This is a genomic window from Stenotrophomonas rhizophila (genome assembly GCF_003751305.1).
GTDB lineage: Bacteria > Pseudomonadota > Gammaproteobacteria > Xanthomonadales > Xanthomonadaceae > Stenotrophomonas > Stenotrophomonas rhizophila_B.
This window is the reverse complement of sequence record NZ_RJKV01000002.1, coordinates 1,306,387-1,321,207: the sequence shown is the minus strand read 5'-3', so window position 1 is coordinate 1,321,207 and position 14,821 is coordinate 1,306,387. Positions and strand designations below refer to the sequence as shown.

Annotated in this window: 13 protein-coding genes; 4 read left to right on the top strand and 9 right to left on the bottom strand. The window is 67.1% G+C overall.

Annotated elements, in window-relative coordinates:
• Position 1: 1 nt before the first annotated feature.
• The 3 genes from EDF74_RS14385 to EDF74_RS14375 all read right to left on the bottom strand — a co-directional run bounded on the left by EDF74_RS14385 (position 2) and on the right by EDF74_RS14375 (position 3,883).
• Entirely contained in the window at positions 2 to 2,128 is a 2,127-nt protein-coding gene (locus tag EDF74_RS14385; protein WP_123730706.1) for a putative bifunctional diguanylate cyclase/phosphodiesterase, read from the bottom strand.
• The gene (locus EDF74_RS14380; RefSeq protein WP_428999167.1) at positions 2,125 to 3,048 is read right to left on the bottom strand and encodes a phosphate/phosphite/phosphonate ABC transporter substrate-binding protein; all 924 of its coding nucleotides are present in this window, start codon (positions 3,046 to 3,048) and stop codon (positions 2,125 to 2,127) included. The genes EDF74_RS14385 and EDF74_RS14380 overlap by 4 nt, the downstream gene beginning before the upstream one ends.
• Before the next feature lie 61 nt (positions 3,049 to 3,109).
• Positions 3,110 to 3,883: an RNA methyltransferase gene (locus EDF74_RS14375; protein WP_123730704.1), complete on the bottom strand. Its 774-nt coding sequence runs from the start codon at positions 3,881 to 3,883 to the stop codon at positions 3,110 to 3,112.
• Positions 3,884 to 4,002: 119 nt separating this feature from the next.
• On the opposite strand from EDF74_RS14375, the gene EDF74_RS14370 reads away from it, so the two are divergent.
• Complete coding sequence (locus EDF74_RS14370) at positions 4,003 to 4,830, top strand: inositol monophosphatase family protein (RefSeq protein WP_019182815.1); 828 nt, start codon at positions 4,003 to 4,005, stop codon at positions 4,828 to 4,830.
• A 475-nt stretch (positions 4,831 to 5,305) separates the two neighbouring features.
• On the opposite strand, the gene htpX is transcribed toward EDF74_RS14370, so the two are convergent.
• Positions 5,306 to 6,178 carry a protease HtpX gene (gene htpX, locus EDF74_RS14365; protein WP_121038240.1) on the bottom strand — a complete coding sequence of 291 codons (873 nt, stop codon included), beginning with the start codon at positions 6,176 to 6,178 and terminating at the stop codon, positions 5,306 to 5,308.
• A 93-nt stretch (positions 6,179 to 6,271) separates the two neighbouring features.
• Between htpX and gluQRS the strand changes: the two genes are divergently transcribed.
• From gluQRS to phaR, 3 genes are all read left to right on the top strand, one after another.
• The gene (gene gluQRS, locus EDF74_RS14360) at positions 6,272 to 7,177 is read left to right on the top strand and encodes a tRNA glutamyl-Q(34) synthetase GluQRS (protein ID WP_123730703.1); all 906 of its coding nucleotides are present in this window, start codon (positions 6,272 to 6,274) and stop codon (positions 7,175 to 7,177) included.
• Positions 7,178 to 7,230: 53 nt separating this feature from the next.
• On the top strand, positions 7,231 to 7,971 hold the full coding sequence (gene phbB, locus EDF74_RS14355) for an acetoacetyl-CoA reductase (protein WP_123730702.1): 741 nt from the start codon (positions 7,231 to 7,233) through the stop codon (positions 7,969 to 7,971).
• A gap of 121 nt (positions 7,972 to 8,092) precedes the next feature.
• Complete coding sequence (gene phaR / locus EDF74_RS14350; RefSeq protein ID WP_123730895.1) at positions 8,093 to 8,638, top strand: polyhydroxyalkanoate synthesis repressor PhaR; 546 nt, start codon at positions 8,093 to 8,095, stop codon at positions 8,636 to 8,638.
• Positions 8,639 to 8,759: 121 nt separating this feature from the next.
• Here the strand turns inward: phaR and EDF74_RS14345 are convergent, their stop codons facing one another.
• The 5 genes from EDF74_RS14345 to tsaE form a co-directional block, all read right to left on the bottom strand.
• Positions 8,760 to 9,725: a TraB/GumN family protein gene (locus EDF74_RS14345; RefSeq protein WP_184997247.1), complete on the bottom strand. Its 966-nt coding sequence runs from the start codon at positions 9,723 to 9,725 to the stop codon at positions 8,760 to 8,762.
• Complete coding sequence (locus EDF74_RS14340) at positions 9,725 to 10,666, bottom strand: DUF1684 domain-containing protein (protein ID WP_123730701.1); 942 nt, start codon at positions 10,664 to 10,666, stop codon at positions 9,725 to 9,727. Before EDF74_RS14340 ends, EDF74_RS14345 begins: the two co-directional genes overlap by 1 nt.
• Before the next feature lie 10 nt (positions 10,667 to 10,676).
• Positions 10,677 to 12,548, bottom strand: a complete 1,872-nt coding sequence (gene mutL / locus EDF74_RS14335; protein ID WP_123730700.1) for a DNA mismatch repair endonuclease MutL — start codon at positions 12,546 to 12,548, stop codon at positions 10,677 to 10,679.
• A gap of 107 nt (positions 12,549 to 12,655) precedes the next feature.
• Positions 12,656 to 14,248, bottom strand: coding sequence for an N-acetylmuramoyl-L-alanine amidase (locus EDF74_RS14330; RefSeq protein ID WP_123730699.1), 1,593 nt, complete (start codon positions 14,246 to 14,248; stop codon positions 12,656 to 12,658).
• An 88-nt stretch (positions 14,249 to 14,336) separates the two neighbouring features.
• On the bottom strand, positions 14,337 to 14,819 hold the full coding sequence (tsaE, locus tag EDF74_RS14325; RefSeq protein WP_123730698.1) for a tRNA (adenosine(37)-N6)-threonylcarbamoyltransferase complex ATPase subunit type 1 TsaE: 483 nt from the start codon (positions 14,817 to 14,819) through the stop codon (positions 14,337 to 14,339).
• Between the last annotated feature and the right edge of the window lie 2 nt (positions 14,820 to 14,821).

The following is a 14,821-nucleotide window of genomic DNA, read 5'->3' as shown; positions in this document are numbered from 1 at the left end:
GTCAGCTGCCGGCCTCGAGCAGCTGCACCACGTCCGTGGCGCTGACCGGGTGGCTCAACCAGTAGCCCTGGGCCAGGTCGCAGCCGCGCTGGGCCAGCAGATCGAACTGCACTTCCTGCTCGATGCCTTCGGCCACCACGGTGATCCCCAGCGCATGGGCCATGGCGATGATCGCCGTGGTCAACGCCAGATCGTCCGGGTCACGCTGCATGTCGGCCACGAAGCTCTTGTCGATCTTGACCCCGTCCACCGGCACCTGGCGCAGGTGGCTCAGGCCGGAGAAGCCGGTGCCGAAATCATCCAGCCAGACCTTCACGCCCGTCCGGTGCAGCTTGTCCAGCAATGCGGCGGCCAGCATTTCATCGCCGATCACCGCCGTTTCGGTCAGCTCCAGATGCAGGCGCGACGCCGGCAGCCCGGTGTCGCGCAGGCAGTCGGCGACCAGGGTCGGCAGTTCGCCACCGCGCAGCTGGCGCGGTGACACGTTGACCGAGACGAACAGGCCTTCGCCGTCGGCACCTGACGGCCACTGCACCGCCTCGGTACAGGCGGCGCGCAGCACCTTGGGACCGATCACTTCGATCAGGCCGCTCTGCTCGGCCACTTCGATGAACACCGAAGGCGGAATCGTGCCCAGGGTCGGGTGCTGCCAGCGCAGCAGCACCTCCACGCCAACCATGCGACGGTCGCGGGTCCGGTAGATCGGCTGATAGGCCAGCCGCAGCTCGCCGCGCTCCCAGGCGCCGCGCAGCTCCTGCTCCATGTGCACGCGGCGCTCGACGGCGTGATCCATGGCGCGGCTGTAGTAGCGGTAACAGTTTTTACCGGCCATCTTGGCCTGGTACATCGCGATGTCGCCGTTCTTGAGCAGCGTGGTGGCATCGGCGGCATCGTCCGGGAACAGGGTCACACCGATCGAGGTGCCCAGGAACAGCTCCCTGCCCTGCACGACCAGCGGCTGCCCCAGCTCGCGCACCAGGAGTTCGGCAAGTTCGCGGGCGCGGGCGGCCACATCACCTTCACCGATCAGGATCACGAATTCATCGCCACCGAAGCGCGCCAGCAAGGCCTCATCGCCTCCGGCCTGCGCGACGGCGGCGCTGATGCGCTGGGCGAACTGCAGCAGGGCTTCATCGCCGGCTTCATGGCCGAGCGTGTCATTGACGCGCTTGAAGTCATCCATGTCGGCGAACAGCAGCCCCAGGCGATGCCCGGACGCACGCGCGGCCATCAGCCGGTGATCCAGCGCCTCACGGAAGGCCAGACGGTTGGTAAGACCGGTCAGCGCGTCGGTATAGGCCATGTGCCGCACTTCACGGTCATGCCGGGCGATGGCCTGGCTCATCCGGCCGAACGCCCGCACCAGCTCGCCGACTTCATCCTGGCGATGACTCTGGCGCATCTGCAGGTTGTAGTCGCCCGCCTCGATCTGGCGGGCGGCACCGGCCAGCCAGCGGATCGGGGTGACCAGCGTGCGCTGCACATAGATGATCACCACTGCGCCAATGCCGACCAGCAGTCCCAGCATCAGCAGCAGCCAGCCCAGATGCCGCTTGCCGACCTGCTGCAGCCGCTCGCCCAGGGTCTGGTTGGCTTTCTTTTCCATCGCCTGGACATCATCCAGCGCCATGCCCACGCGGACGCCGCCGATGCGCTGGTTGCCGATCATGATCGGCATCGCGTTGTCGAGCACCTTGGGCGACTGCTGGACGACCAGCTCGCGCGCACCGACCGCACCGTTCGCCAGCGGATCGCGCATCGGCTGACCGAACTCGAGCACGTCCACCGAGCCATCGTGGATCAGCCGGCCGTTCTCGTCGAACACCAGCACATAGCGCACCACCTGCTGCCGCGAGGTGTTGCGCACCAGCGCGCCGACCTGCTCCAGGTCGTTGTAGTACAGCGGATTGGCCAGCGCATCGGACAGCTCGCGCGCCAAGGCCTCACCCCGGCTGCGCACGCTGCGGTCGAACAGGTCATGGATGACGTTGCCGCTGAGGTGCTGGACCTCGCCCTGCATCGTCGCCTGACGCCCCAGCACCACCGCCACGATGGCCACCACCACCAGCATCGCGCCGCTCATCGCCAGCACGAACTTTGCCTGCATTCCGGAACCCAACCGACTCATTCCACTTCCATCCGCACGCGCGTCAAGCCCTGTTTCAATTCATCCAGCCGGTGCTGCATCTGTGCATCCACCCGGTGGAACCCGGAGGTACCAAAAAACACGTTCAATGCACTGCGTCCCTGCGGGTCCGAGGCGGCCTCCAGCAGCACCTCCTGCAGGCGGTCACGCACCCGCGGGTCGAGCCCTTCGCGCACCATTTCCACAGCGCGTGGATACGGCTCGGTGCGGTGGATGACCCGGAAGTCACGCACGAAGTTGGCCGGGATACGCTTGCCGTCGGCCCAGTCCACGCTGCTCACCGCCCCGGCATCGACCAGGCCCTTGTGGACGAAGGTGGCGATGTTGGATTCGGACCGCGCGAACACATAGCCCACGCTGTCCGGTGCCGCCGTGTCGCCCAGCGACGCCAGAATTTCCGGGGTTTCGCCATGCTGCAACAACGTCATCACCGGCACCAGGTAGGCGCTGGTGGAGGCCACGTTCTGCAGCGCCAGCGTATGCCCGCGCAGATCTTCCAGGGTCTGGATGGGGCTGTCGCGGCGCACGAAGAACACCGTGTGGTACTCCCGCACGCCACTGCGTTCGGTCAGCAGCAGCGGCCTGGCGCCGCTGCGCAGGCCCAGCGCGACGGCGGTGCCGGAGGTTTCAGTGACCCAGTCGACCCGGCCGCGGCGCAGATAGCTGCCCATCTGCTGGGCGTCCCGCGCCATCAGGATGCGGCCTTCGGTAATGCCGACATCGCGCATGCGCGGGATCACGTAATCCAGCAGGGGCTGCAGCTGTGCATAGTGAGACTTCGGGTCGTCGCTGATCCTTCCCAGCACCAGTTCGTGGGCGGGACCGGCCCACGCCGACCCCGTCGTCGCGGCGATGGCCAAACACAGCAATACGCTCTGCAGCAGCCTTCGCAGTCCCGACAAGCCCATCACTCCCCCCAAGGAATCAAGACAGACTACCCGAAAAAGTGAGAACTGCGTCGGCTTACAGGGGCTTATTTGTCGCCAATCTCGCCATGCGCTGTGCATCGGACAGAATGCCGCGCAGCAGCCGCACTTCCTGCTCGCTCAGCTCGGTGCGCAGGAACAGGCGGCGCAGCTTGCGCATGGCCGACTCGGGCGCGCGGCCCTTGTGGAAATCGATCTCATCCAAGGTGTCGCCGAGCTGGCCGAACAGGCCTTCCACCTGGGCATGGCTGGCCGGCGCTTCACCGAAGCCGGGGTCGGCCGGGGCGGCGACGGGGGCATCGCCCGCCCCGAGGATGGCCATGCGCACTTCATAGGCCAGCACCTGGACGGCGGCGGCCAGGTTCAAGGAACTGAAGTCCGGATTGGACGGAATATGCACGGCGGCGTGGCAGAGCTGCAGCTCTTCATTGGTCAGGCCGGTGCGCTCACGTCCGAATACGAAGGCCACTTCGGCCGGCTCGGCAGCCTTGGCCAGTACGCGCTGGGCGGCCACGGCCGGCAGCAGTTCTTCCAGCTGGACCCGGCGCGAGCGGGCGGTACAGCCCAGCACGAAGCGGCAGTCGGCCACGGCCTCGGCCAGGGTCGCCACGACCGGCGCGTCGCCGAGGACGTCTTCGGCGCCGGCCGAGCGGCGGAAGGCCTCTTCATCCAGCGGTTTTTCCGGGGCGACCAGGACCAGGCGGCCCAGCCCCATGGTTTTCATGGCACGAGCGGCCGCCCCCATGTTTCCGGGGTGCTGGGTGCCGACCAGGACGAAGCGGATGCGGGCGGGAGCGGTTTGAACGGACATGAACAGGCCAAATGCGAGCAGGACAGCGACAAATGGTAAACTGTGCGACCGGCCTCTGCGCCGGGACCGCTCTTTTCCCCCGCCAAACCCCTACTCTGCCTTTACGGGAGCTTTTCGCCATGCAGAAACCCGCCGTCACCGTCATGGTCAAGGCCGCCCGCCTCGCCGGCAACGTCCTGTTGCGCAACATCAACAAGCTCGAGGCGTTGAACGTCGTGCAGAAGGGCCGCATGGACTATGCCAGTGAAGTCGATGCAGATGCGGAAAAGGTCATCGTCAAGGAACTCAAGCGCGCCTATCCCGAGTACGGGATCATGGGTGAGGAAGGTGGCGTGCAGTCGGTGAACCGTTACATGTGGGTCATCGATCCGCTGGACGGCACCAGCAACTACCTGCGCGGCTTCCCGCATTACTGCGTGTCCATCGCCCTGGTCGAGAACGGTGAGCCGATCGACGCGGTGATCTTCGATCCGCTCCGCAATGAGTTGTTCACCGCCAGCCGTGGTGCGGGCGCCGTGTTCAATGACCGCCGTATCCGTATTGCCGAGCGCAAGGATCTGGGCGGCGCGATGATCCATACCGGTTTTGCACCGCGTGAGCGTCAGCGCACGAGCGCGCAGCTGAAGGCGGTGGATGCGCTGCTGGTGCAGGCCGAAGACGTGCGCCGCACGGGGTCGGCGGCGCTGGATCTGGCCTATGTGGCCTGTGGCCGTGCCGATGCGTACTTCGAGGCCGGTGTGAAGGCCTGGGACATCGCCGCCGGTGTGCTGCTGGTCCGTGAGGCCGGTGGCCGGGTCTGTGATTTCAAGGGTGCTACGCCGGCCCGTATGGACAGCCGTGGTCCGGAGACGCAGCAGATCGTGGCTGGCAATGTGAAGATCAGCGATGCGCTGCAGAAGGTGCTCGTCAATACGGGCTACGCGGCGGAGTTCGACGCGAAGTTCTGATCGGGCTGGGTCTGATCTGCACCATGACGGCGCCTTCGGGCGCCGTTGTTGTTTGTGGGCTGTCATCGTGCGACGTGCTGGACGCGTCATAGCGAGCCTGGCTCGTCGTGCTTCGGTAGTGCCGACCGCTGGTCGGCTGCTGTTGAATGCTGGCAACGGTAACGGTAACGGCAACGGCAGCGGCAACGGCAGCGGCAGCGCTTCCATTGCTGAGGCGCTGAGGCCGGCGGATAGCCCGGGCCAAGACACGCCGTAAACCCGTCCATGGGGGCTCGACAAGCGGCATCCATGCCGCTTGACGGTCTTGGCCCGGGCTATCCGCCGACCTCTCGACAGACCTTGGCGTGGCGGATGGAAGAACTCAACGCTCCTGACATCTATTGGACGGCACTGACATTTTTTGATCGCGGGCGCTCGCCCAACAAAAAACGCCCGGCGGAAGCCGGGCGTTCTGTTCTGCGCACTGCGGTGTGGGTTACACCACGGTGTTGTTGGCGGCGCGCAGGGCGGCGATGCGCTCGTCCAGCGGGGGATGGCTCATGAACAGCTTCTTGGCGGCGCCGCCGGCGATGCCGAAGGCGGCGATCTGGGTCGGCAGGGTGCTCTGGCCGTGGTTGACCTTGAGGCGCTCGAGGGCGGCGATCATCTTCTGGCGGCCGGCCAGGTGGGCGCCACCGGCGTCGGCGCGGAACTCGCGGTGACGGGAGAACCACATGGAGATCATGGTGGCGAACAGGCCGAACACCATTTCCAGGACGAACACGATGATGTAGTAGGCAAAGCCGCGGCCGCCGCCTTCGCGGTTGCCGGACAGGGCGCTGTCGATGAAGCCGCCGACGATGCGGGCCAGGACGATCACGAAGGTGTTGAGCACGCCCTGCAGCAGGGCCATGGTGATCATGTCACCGTTGGCGACGTGGGCGATTTCATGGCCGAGCACGGCTTCGGCTTCGTCTTCGCTCATGTTGTGCAGCAGGCCGGTGGAGACGGCGACCAGGGCCTTGTTGCGGTTGGCGCCGGTGGCGAAGGCGTTGATTTCCGGGCCTTCGTACACCGCCACTTCGGGCATGCCGATGCCGGCTTCGCGGGCCTGGCGTTCAACGGTGGCCAGCAGCCAGCGTTCGGTCGGGTTGCGCGGCTCGGTGATCACGACGGCGCCGGTCGAGCGCTTGGCCATGAACTTGGACAGCAGCAGCGAGATGAACGAGCCGCCGAAACCGAAGATGGCCGCGAAGACCAGCAGGCCGCTCATCTGGTTGGGATTGACGCCCAGTACCGACATCACGATGCCGGCCAGGATCAGCACCGCAAAGTTGGTCAGCAGGAAGAGAGCAATGCGACTGAACATGGGAAAAGGACGCTCATGGGAGGTTGATGAATGCAAATCTGCGGTGACTTCAGCTTGAATTCAAGTCGCAAACTGACCGACGATTCATAGTTCATGTCCATGCTCCCCTACTGCGGCCGATTTGCGCCCTCGCCTACCGGCCCCCTGCACCCCGGCTCGCTGCTGGCGGCGCTCGGCAGTTGGCTGCTCGCCCGCCACGCCGGCGGCCAGTGGCTGGTGCGGGTGGAGGACGTCGATCCTCCTCGAACGGTGCCCGGCGCGGTCAGCGGCCAACTGGCCGCATTGGCCGCCTTCGGCCTGAACAGTGATGGGCCGGTCGTGCATCAGAGCCAGCGCGATGCGCTGTATCAGGCGGCGCTGGACCGGCTGCTGCGCGAGGGTAAGGCGTTTGCGTGCCATTGCAGCCGCAGCGAGCTGGCCGCGCAGGGCGGCATCCATCACCACTGCGTGGCCCGCGCCGCGCGTGCGCAGCCTGCCGTGCGGCTGCGGGTGCCGACCGGCAGCGTCGTGGGGTTCGATGACGGATTGCAGGGCCGCATCGTGCAGGACGTGCACGCCGAGGTTGGCGACTTCGTGCTGCGCCGCGCCGACGGCTATTGGGCCTACCAGCTGGCGGTCGTGGTCGACGATGGCGCGCAGCAGGTGACCGATGTGGTGCGTGGGGCGGACCTGCTCGATTCCACACCGCGCCAGATCCTGCTGCAGCAGGCCCTGGGTTTGCCGACACCGCGCTACCTGCATCTGCCGCTGCTGCTCGGCCCGGAAGGGCGCAAGCTCTCCAAGTCCGAGGCGGCGCTGCCAGTGGATCCGGCCCGGCCGCTGCCGGCCCTGCGCCGGGCATGGGCGCAGCTGGGCCAGGAGCCATCGATCGGTGCAGGGGCCGATGACGTGGGCCGGTGGCTTCAGCAGGCCGCCGCCGGCTTCGATCCGGCCCGGTTGCCACCGGGCGACATTTCCACCCTGCACGCCGCTGGCGAGGCTGCCCCTTTTGCCCCCTGATGTTGCAGAATCGCTTTCCCCCTTGTTGGCCCTGCCTTTCGGAGTAGCTGCTCATGACATCTCGCGTCGCACTGGTCACCGGTGGTACCGGCGGTATCGGTACTGCCATCTGCCAACGCCTGGCCGACCAGGGCCATCGGGTCGCCACCAACTACCGTGACGAAGCCAAAGCCAGGGCCTGGCGCGAGAAAATGCTGGCGCGCGGCTGCGACGTAGCGATTTTCCCGGGCGATGTGTCCGACCCCGGCACCGCCGAAAGCATGGTGCAGGCCGTTGAAGCGGCGCTGGGGCCGGTCGAGATCCTGGTCAACAACGCGGGCATCACCCGCGATACCACCTTCCACCGCATGCGCGCGGACCAGTGGCACGACGTGATCAACACCAACCTCAATTCGGTGTTCAACGTCACCCGTCCGGTCATCGAGGGCATGCGCCGCCGCGGCTGGGGCCGGGTCATCCAGATCAGCTCCATCAACGGCCTTAAGGGCCAGTACGGCCAGGCCAACTACGCCGCCGCCAAAGCCGGCATGCACGGCTTCACCATTTCGCTGGCGCGTGAGAATGCCGGCTTCGGCATCACCGTTAACACCATTTCGCCGGGCTATGTGGCCACCGACATGGTGATGGCCGTGCCGGATGAAGTGCGCGCCAAGATCATCGCCGACATCCCCACCGGCCGCCTCGGCAAGCCGGAGGAAATCGCCTACGCAGTGGCCTTCCTGGTCAACGAGGAAGCGTCCTGGATCACCGGCTCCAACCTGGACATCAACGGCGGCCACCACATGGGGTGGTAAGCGCCAAAAATGCTGCACTCCATGTTGCGCAACATAAATGCGGCCCCTTGCTACCTATGGCGGTTGCATAGGCTGCTGCACTGCGCCATGCTGCGCGCCTACTGTGATGAGTGACTGCTTCATGGCTGCGACCCGCATTATCAAGAAGTACCCGAACCGCCGGCTCTACGACACGGAAATCTCCAGCTACATCACCATAGAGGATGTGCGCCAGCTGATCCTGGACGGTGAGGACTTCGAGGTGCGTGACGCCAAGAGCGGCGATGACCTGACCCGCTCGGTGCTGCTGCAGATCATCGCCGACCAGGAGCAGGACGGCGAACCGATGCTGTCCACCCAGCTGCTCAGCCAGCTGATCCGCTTCTATGGCGACTCGCTGCAGGGCTTCATGGGCAACTATCTGGAGCGCAGCATGCAGGTCTTCCTGGACCAGCAGCAGCAGTTCCGCCAGCAGATGGGCAATCTCCTCGGCCAGACCCCCTGGGCGATGATGAACCAGCTGACCGAGCGCAACATGGAGATGTGGCAGGACTTCCAGCGCAACATGGGCGGCGGCTTCGGTGGCCGTCCGGGTGGCACTGGGACGGGTACCGGCACGGGCACGGGTGCGGGTACCGGCAAGAAGCCGGAAACGCCGGCACCGGGCGCAGGCAAGACCCGCCGCTGAGCCCACGCTCGGCGCAGTAAAGAAAAAGGCGCAGCCCTCGGGCCGCGCCTTTTCTCGTTTCAGGCTCCGGCGACGTCGTCGACGCCCTCCGGTCGACCCTATCGCCCTCCTGGCGCGCGCATCAGCGCTTGGGCTTGGCGCAGCCGGTGCAGACGCGCTCCACCTTGTAGCCCTTGGCACGCAGCTTTTCGACCACACCGTCGTTGCCGAGCAGGTGCAACGTGCCCACCACCACCATCGTGCCGCCCTGCCCCGCCTGCAGATGCTGCTGCAGCTTGGGCACCCAGGCATCGTTGCGGTCGGTGTTGATGCGCTTGTACAGCTGCGGATACTGGCCGCGCATTTCGGTGGCCATCGAGGTCCACAGCAGCTTGTCGTCGCCGCGGCGCCAGGCGTCATGCAGCTTGCGGCCCATCTCGTCGCCCTTGCCGGCCTGCTCAAGCGCCTCGGCGACCATCTGCTGCTGCTCCTTGGCCGACATCCCCGACAGCACGGCGATCTGGGTGTCGATATCTTCCAGCCCGGCGGTGGCCTTGCCGGCGCTGGCCGCGCGTGTCATGAAATGACGATCCAGCCCAAGCGCCGGGTCCAGGCCCATCTTGGTGAACTGGCTCAGGGTGATGGTCAGGCCGACGAACCACGGCTTCATGCCCTGCAACTGGGCCAGCGGCAGCTTGTTCTCCTGCGCATAGGCCTGCAGTTTGGTCCAGGTCGCGGCGTCCAGGTCGCGTTTCAGCTCCGAGCCATCGGTGCGCATCGCGGCCTGCACCATTTTCTGCGCCAGCTGCGGCGATTCCATATCCTGCGGCGACAGCTCGAACACCACCCGCTGCGAGGCCGCAAAGGCCTGGTCGATGTCCGGCGACAGCGGGTAATCGGTGGGCTGCAGGAGATGGAACGAACCCAGCAGGTACAGGCGACTGTCGCCCGGGCCGGTGACCTTCCACAGCAGCGGCACCGGCGGGGTGGCCTTGGCCGCTGTCGGCGCGCTCGGCGCCACCGGGCGCGCTTCGGCGCTGCCCGTACCGACCCACAGGCTCGCAGCGATCAGCAACGGGGACACGACACGCGACAACATCGAGATCATCAAGCCTCTCCTTCAGGGGCGTGGTACGCCTGCTCGCCTGCGTCCACACGCAGGTCCAGGCGGTTTTCAGGGGGTGTCAGCGGACACGTCGCGAACGGGGTGAACGCGCATGGGGGGTTGTAGGCGTGATTGAAATCGATCACCACCCTGCCCTGCGCGTCGGGCGCGGGCAGATCGAGATAGCGGCCGGCCGGATAGCTGCCGTGGCCGCTGGTGCGATCACCAAAGATCACGAACAGCTCGCGCCCAAGCTCGCCGATCGCCTCCAGCCGCCAGGTGCGGCCATCGCGCTCGAATTCCAGCGTGCCGGCATTGGGCATGTTCGTGGTCAGGCCGGTGATGTCCACGATCGGCAGCGTCTTGCCGGCCGGATGTGGCACGAAGCGCGCGGTGATGCGCCAGGCCGGACCACCCGGCCAGTACGTCAGGCCGGTGAAGTTCGTCCGTGAGGGGGCATCGGCGTGCTTGACCCGCAGCGCGAAGCGCTCACCGCGATGGATCAGGCTGAGCCGGCCTTTGTCGTCATCGAAGGCGATGATCGTCGGGGTGGGATCGCGATCACTGAAGAAGCGGATGCGGCCGGTGACCGGCTTGCCCTCCACGCGCACCGGCACGCCACGCTCCGGCGTGAACCAGACGGTGCTGCCCTCGCGCGCGACCATGCCGAGCTTGTCCGGGCCGACCGCCAAGCGGATGCCGCTGCCCGGCCCATGCCCGATGTAGTGCGCCTTGTACTCCAGCCAGTGCAGACCGACCAGGCTGGTCCAGCCATCGGCGGCGTGCAGCGCTTCGTAGCGCTGTTGGCGCCACTGCTGTTGTTCGGCCTCGAAGGCCGGATCGATCGCCACCTTCGCCGGTGCGGCCTCGTTCTTTTCGCCACACCCCGAGATGCTCACTGCCAGCAGCAACGCAGTCGCCCACACTCCCCAGCGCTTCCCCATGACCTTCCTCTCAGCGTCCACGCAGGAACCAGCGGTCGATTTCCGCCAGCGAAAAACGGGCCCAGGTCGGTCGGCCGTGATTGCACTGACCCGAGCGTTCGGTGATTTCCATGTCGCGCAGCAGGCCGTTCATTTCCGGCACGGTCAGGCGCCGGTTGGCGCGCACCGCGCCGTGGCAGGCCATGGTCGACAGCAGTTCGTCGCGGGCACTGGCGATGCGCCGGCTCTGGCCATGCTCGCGCAGGTCGGTCAGCACGTCGCGCAGCAGCGCCTCGGGTTCGGCATTGGCCAGCAATGCCGGAATGCTGCGCACATGCAGTGAGCCCGGCCCGGCGCGGGTGATCTCAAAGCCCAGCGAGGTCAAGGTCTCGGCCTCGCGCTCGGCGGTGTCGGCATCGCGTTCGCCCACCGCCAGGGTGATCGGCACCAGCAGCGGCTGCGCATGCAGGCCCATGCCATCGTGCGCGGTTTTCAGGCGCTCGTAACCGATGCGCTCGTGCGCGGCGTGCATGTCCACCACGATCAGGCCTTCGGCGTTTTCGGCCAGGATGTAGATGCCATGCAGCTGTGCGATCGCATAGCCCAGCGGCGGTACGCCACTGTCGGCTGCGGTCACCGGCAGGCCGTTGTCGGTCGGCATCGGCGGCAGGCTGCTGGCCGCTGCGGTGCCGCCCGGCGCGCCATACAGCGCTGCATAGGCGGACGGCGCATCGGCCACCCGCAGCCCCAACGGTGATTGCTGCGGGCGCCAATCGCCGCCCATGCCGCCGCCTGCTCCGTTGCCGGCGAGCGCATAGCCGGTGCTGCCGGCGGACGGCAGACCGTAGGCCGGCGCTGCGGTAGCGACACTCTCGGTGGCATGCACCTGGGCGCCGGCCGCGGTCATGCCGGCACGGGTTTCGGCCAGCGCTTCCTTGAGCGTGCGGTAGACGAAATCGTGGATCAGGCGCGAGTCGCGGAAGCGAACCTCGTGCTTGGCCGGATGCACGTTGACATCGACGCGGGTCGGGTCGAGTTCCAGGAACAGCACGTACGCGGGCTGACGACCGTGGAACAGCACGTCGCCGTAGGCCATCTTCACCGCATGGGCAACACTGCGATCGCGTACCGAACGGCCGTTGACGTACAGGTACTGCTGATCGGTGCTGGCCCGCGAATAGTGCGGCTGCGCAATCCAGCCGTGCAGGCGCAGGCCGGCCCCGCTGTGGTCCACGCGCAGCGCCTGGTTGGCGAAGTCTTCGCCCAGTGTTTCGCCCAGGCGCGCATCCGAGTACAGATCCCCGGGCTTGTAGCGGCGCGAGGGTTTGCCGTTGTGCGAGACGCGCAGCTCGACATCCGGGCGCGCCAGCGCGAGCGAGCGCAGCCACTCTTCGATATGGCCCAGCTCGGTGCGCTCGGCGCGCAGGAACTTGCGACGCGCTGGCACGTTGTAGAACAGCTCGCGCACTTCCACCGTGGTGCCGGGCGCATGCGCGCGCGGGGTGACTTCGCCCAGCCGGCCGCCCTCGATCTGCAGGGCCGAACCGTGCTCGTCGATGGCGCGGCGCGAGCTCAGGGTGAAGCGGCTGACCGAGGCGATCGACGGCAGCGCTTCGCCGCGGAAGCCGAGCGTCGCCACCGATTCCAGATCGTCCAGGCTGGCGATCTTGCTGGTTGCATGCCGCGATACCGCCAGCGGCAGCTCTTCCGGGGCGATGCCACCGCCGTCGTCGCGGATGCGGATCAGCCGCACACCGCCCTCTTCCAGGTCGATATCCACGCGGGTGGCACCGGCGTCCAGCGCATTTTCGACCAGTTCCTTGACCACGGACGCAGGGCGTTCGACCACTTCGCCGGCGGCGATCTGGTTGATCAGGATCTCGGGGAGTTGGCGGATGCTCATGCGCACCTCCGGGCAAGGGAGGTGGCAGGCGTGGCAGCGTAGGGAATTCGGGAAACGGACGTCATCCCGTGATGATAGCGTGCGCCGGGCGGTGCAGCCCGGAGGGGTTACTTGCTGCCGCCGGCCACGGTGCTGGCGCCATCGATTTCAGCTTGGGCGCGCGCGGCGTACAGGGTGCCCGGCGGCGGCTGACGGCTGAAGAAGGTATGCACACCGTCCAGCACTGCGCCGGCGATCTGGCGCTGGTAGGCCGGATCGATCAGGCGGCGCTCTTCATCCGGATTGGAGATGAAGGCGGTTTCGACCAGCATCGCCGGCATGTCCGAGGTGCGCAGCACCGCGAAGTTCGCACGTTCGATATTGGGCTTGTGGTTCTTGCCGATCCGCTTCAGGCCGCCCAGCACATGTCCGGCCGCGTCCTCAGAAGCCTTCATGTAACCGCTCTGGGCCAGATCCAGCAGCACGTTGGCCAGCGTGCCTTCGGTCTGCTGCAGGCGCACGCCACCCACCAGATCGGCGGCGTTTTCCTTGTCGGCCAGCCAGCGCGCACGTTGCGAGGAGGCGCCCTTGGTGGAGAGCACGTACACCGACGAGCCGGTTGCTGCCCGGTTCTCGGCGGCATCGGCATGGATCGAGATGAACATGTCGGCCTTGGCCGCACGCGCCTTCTGCGCGCGCATCGGCAGCGGAATGAACACGTCGCTGTCGCGGGTCAGGTAGGCCTTCAGGCCGGGCGTTGCGTTGATCTGGCGGGCCAGTTCGCGTGCCACCGCCAGAGTGATGTCTTTTTCGCGCTTGCCGGTCGGGCCGACCGCGCCGGGATCCTGGCCGCCATGGCCGGGATCGATCGCGATCACCAGTGGACGCATGCCGGCGCGCATCTTCACGCGCGAGGCGTCGCTGGGCATGGCCGGACGCGGGTTGTCCTGCAGCGCCGGGGTCGGCGCGGGCGTCGGAACCGGCGCACTGGCCACGACCGCCGGGGTCGACTGACCGGCCAGGATCGCGGCCGGCGACGCACTGTTGCTGGCCGCGTTGGCGGTCCCTGCGGCAGCGACGTTGACAGTGGTGGCCGTCGCGGCAGCCTGGCCCGGCGCCGAGGTGGCGACCGTGGCGCTGGCCTGCTGGCGCACCGACGCGGTCAGCAAGGCGGTGGCGCGCGCTGCATCGCTGCGTGCCTGTGCCGTCTGGGCGGCGGTCGGTGCAGGGGTCGGTGCCGGCGCGGCGGCCGGCGTCGAAGCCGCTGGCGTGGCCGAAGATGCTGCGGCCGGGGTGGGCGCGGGCGCACTGGCAACGGTGGCCGCGGCCGGCGCATCGCCCGGCCACTCGATCACCAAGCGCGACGCATCGCCCTGCTTGATCATCTGCGGGCGGAACGGCGCGACCGATTCGGCCAGGTCGAACACCACGCGGAACGTACCTGGCACCGGCTGCCCGGTACGGACAGCGGTGACCACGCCCTTTGGCGCAGGCAGTTTGAGGTTGCGGATCGCGCTGGAATCCGGGAAATCCACCACCAGGCGGTTCGGACCGGCCAGCGACAGGGTCTTGTAGCCCCCGCTGCCGGCCAGCGAAATCTCCGCACGGGTCCCGGTCGCACCAGTCTCCACGGCCACCTGGCGGACTTCCCCCGCCCACGACAGCGCGCTCGCCAGACAGAGTCCGACGGCAGTGCAGAGGGCGGTGAGTGATTTCCCCATTGGCATGGGTCTGGATTCAATCACCGTGCTGAATGAAATGCAACTCCTTTTCCCTTAATAATCCGTAACCTGCCGGTGTTTCCTAGTGTCAGCCGACAGAAAGAGCCTGCAAGTCGCCCCCTTGGGGCAGCCGTGCGAGCCATTCACGACCGGCCGGACTGGCGGCGGTGAGCCGGGCACGACGCCCCTGGCCCTGGATATCCAGCGCCACTTCGAGGTCGGTCGGCGGCAATGCACCGGCACCGCGCTCGGGCCATTCGACCAGCCACAGCGAGGCGCTGCCTTCGTCCAGCCCGAGGAAATCCAGCTCCTGCGCGTTGCCGATCCGGTACAGATCCAGGTGCCAGGCCTCGTGGCCGTCGGCCAGCGGGTAGCGCTCGACCAGGGTGTAGGTCGGGCTGCGGATCGCCCCCTGCACGCCCAGCGCGCGCAGCAGTGCGCGGGCCAGCGTGGATTTACCGGCACCCAGGTCGCCCTGCAGCTGCATCACCGCCTGCGGCGGCCGGGTCGCGGCCAGCCATTGCCCGAGCAGGTCAGTGTCTTCAGTCTGCGCGAGGAAAAACTCGATCATGT

Bases quoted from the DNA above. Each gene is read 5' to 3' on its own strand.
- mutL (WP_123730700.1), bottom strand. From the start codon at position 12,548: ATGAGCATCCGCCAACTCCCCGAGATCCTGATCAACCAGATCGCCGCC.
- EDF74_RS14345 (WP_184997247.1), bottom strand. From the start codon at position 9,725: ATGATCTCGATGTTGTCGCGTGTCGTGTCCCCGTTGCTGATCGCTGCG.
- phbB (WP_123730702.1), top strand. From the start codon at position 7,231: ATGACATCTCGCGTCGCACTGGTCACCGGTGGTACCGGCGGTATCGGT.
- EDF74_RS14375 (WP_123730704.1), bottom strand. From the start codon at position 3,883: ATGTCCGTTCAAACCGCTCCCGCCCGCATCCGCTTCGTCCTGGTCGGC.
- htpX (WP_121038240.1), bottom strand. From the start codon at position 6,178: ATGTTCAGTCGCATTGCTCTCTTCCTGCTGACCAACTTTGCGGTGCTG.
- tsaE (WP_123730698.1), bottom strand. From the start codon at position 14,819: ATGATCGAGTTTTTCCTCGCGCAGACTGAAGACACTGACCTGCTCGGG.
- EDF74_RS14340 (WP_123730701.1), bottom strand. From the start codon at position 10,666: ATGGGGAAGCGCTGGGGAGTGTGGGCGACTGCGTTGCTGCTGGCAGTG.
- EDF74_RS14385 (WP_123730706.1), bottom strand. From the start codon at position 2,128: ATGAGTCGGTTGGGTTCCGGAATGCAGGCAAAGTTCGTGCTGGCGATG.
- gluQRS (WP_123730703.1), top strand. From the start codon at position 6,272: ATGTCCATGCTCCCCTACTGCGGCCGATTTGCGCCCTCGCCTACCGGC.
- EDF74_RS14330 (WP_123730699.1), bottom strand. From the start codon at position 14,248: ATGGGGAAATCACTCACCGCCCTCTGCACTGCCGTCGGACTCTGTCTG.
- phaR (WP_123730895.1), top strand. From the start codon at position 8,093: ATGGCTGCGACCCGCATTATCAAGAAGTACCCGAACCGCCGGCTCTAC.
- EDF74_RS14370 (WP_019182815.1), top strand. From the start codon at position 4,003: ATGCAGAAACCCGCCGTCACCGTCATGGTCAAGGCCGCCCGCCTCGCC.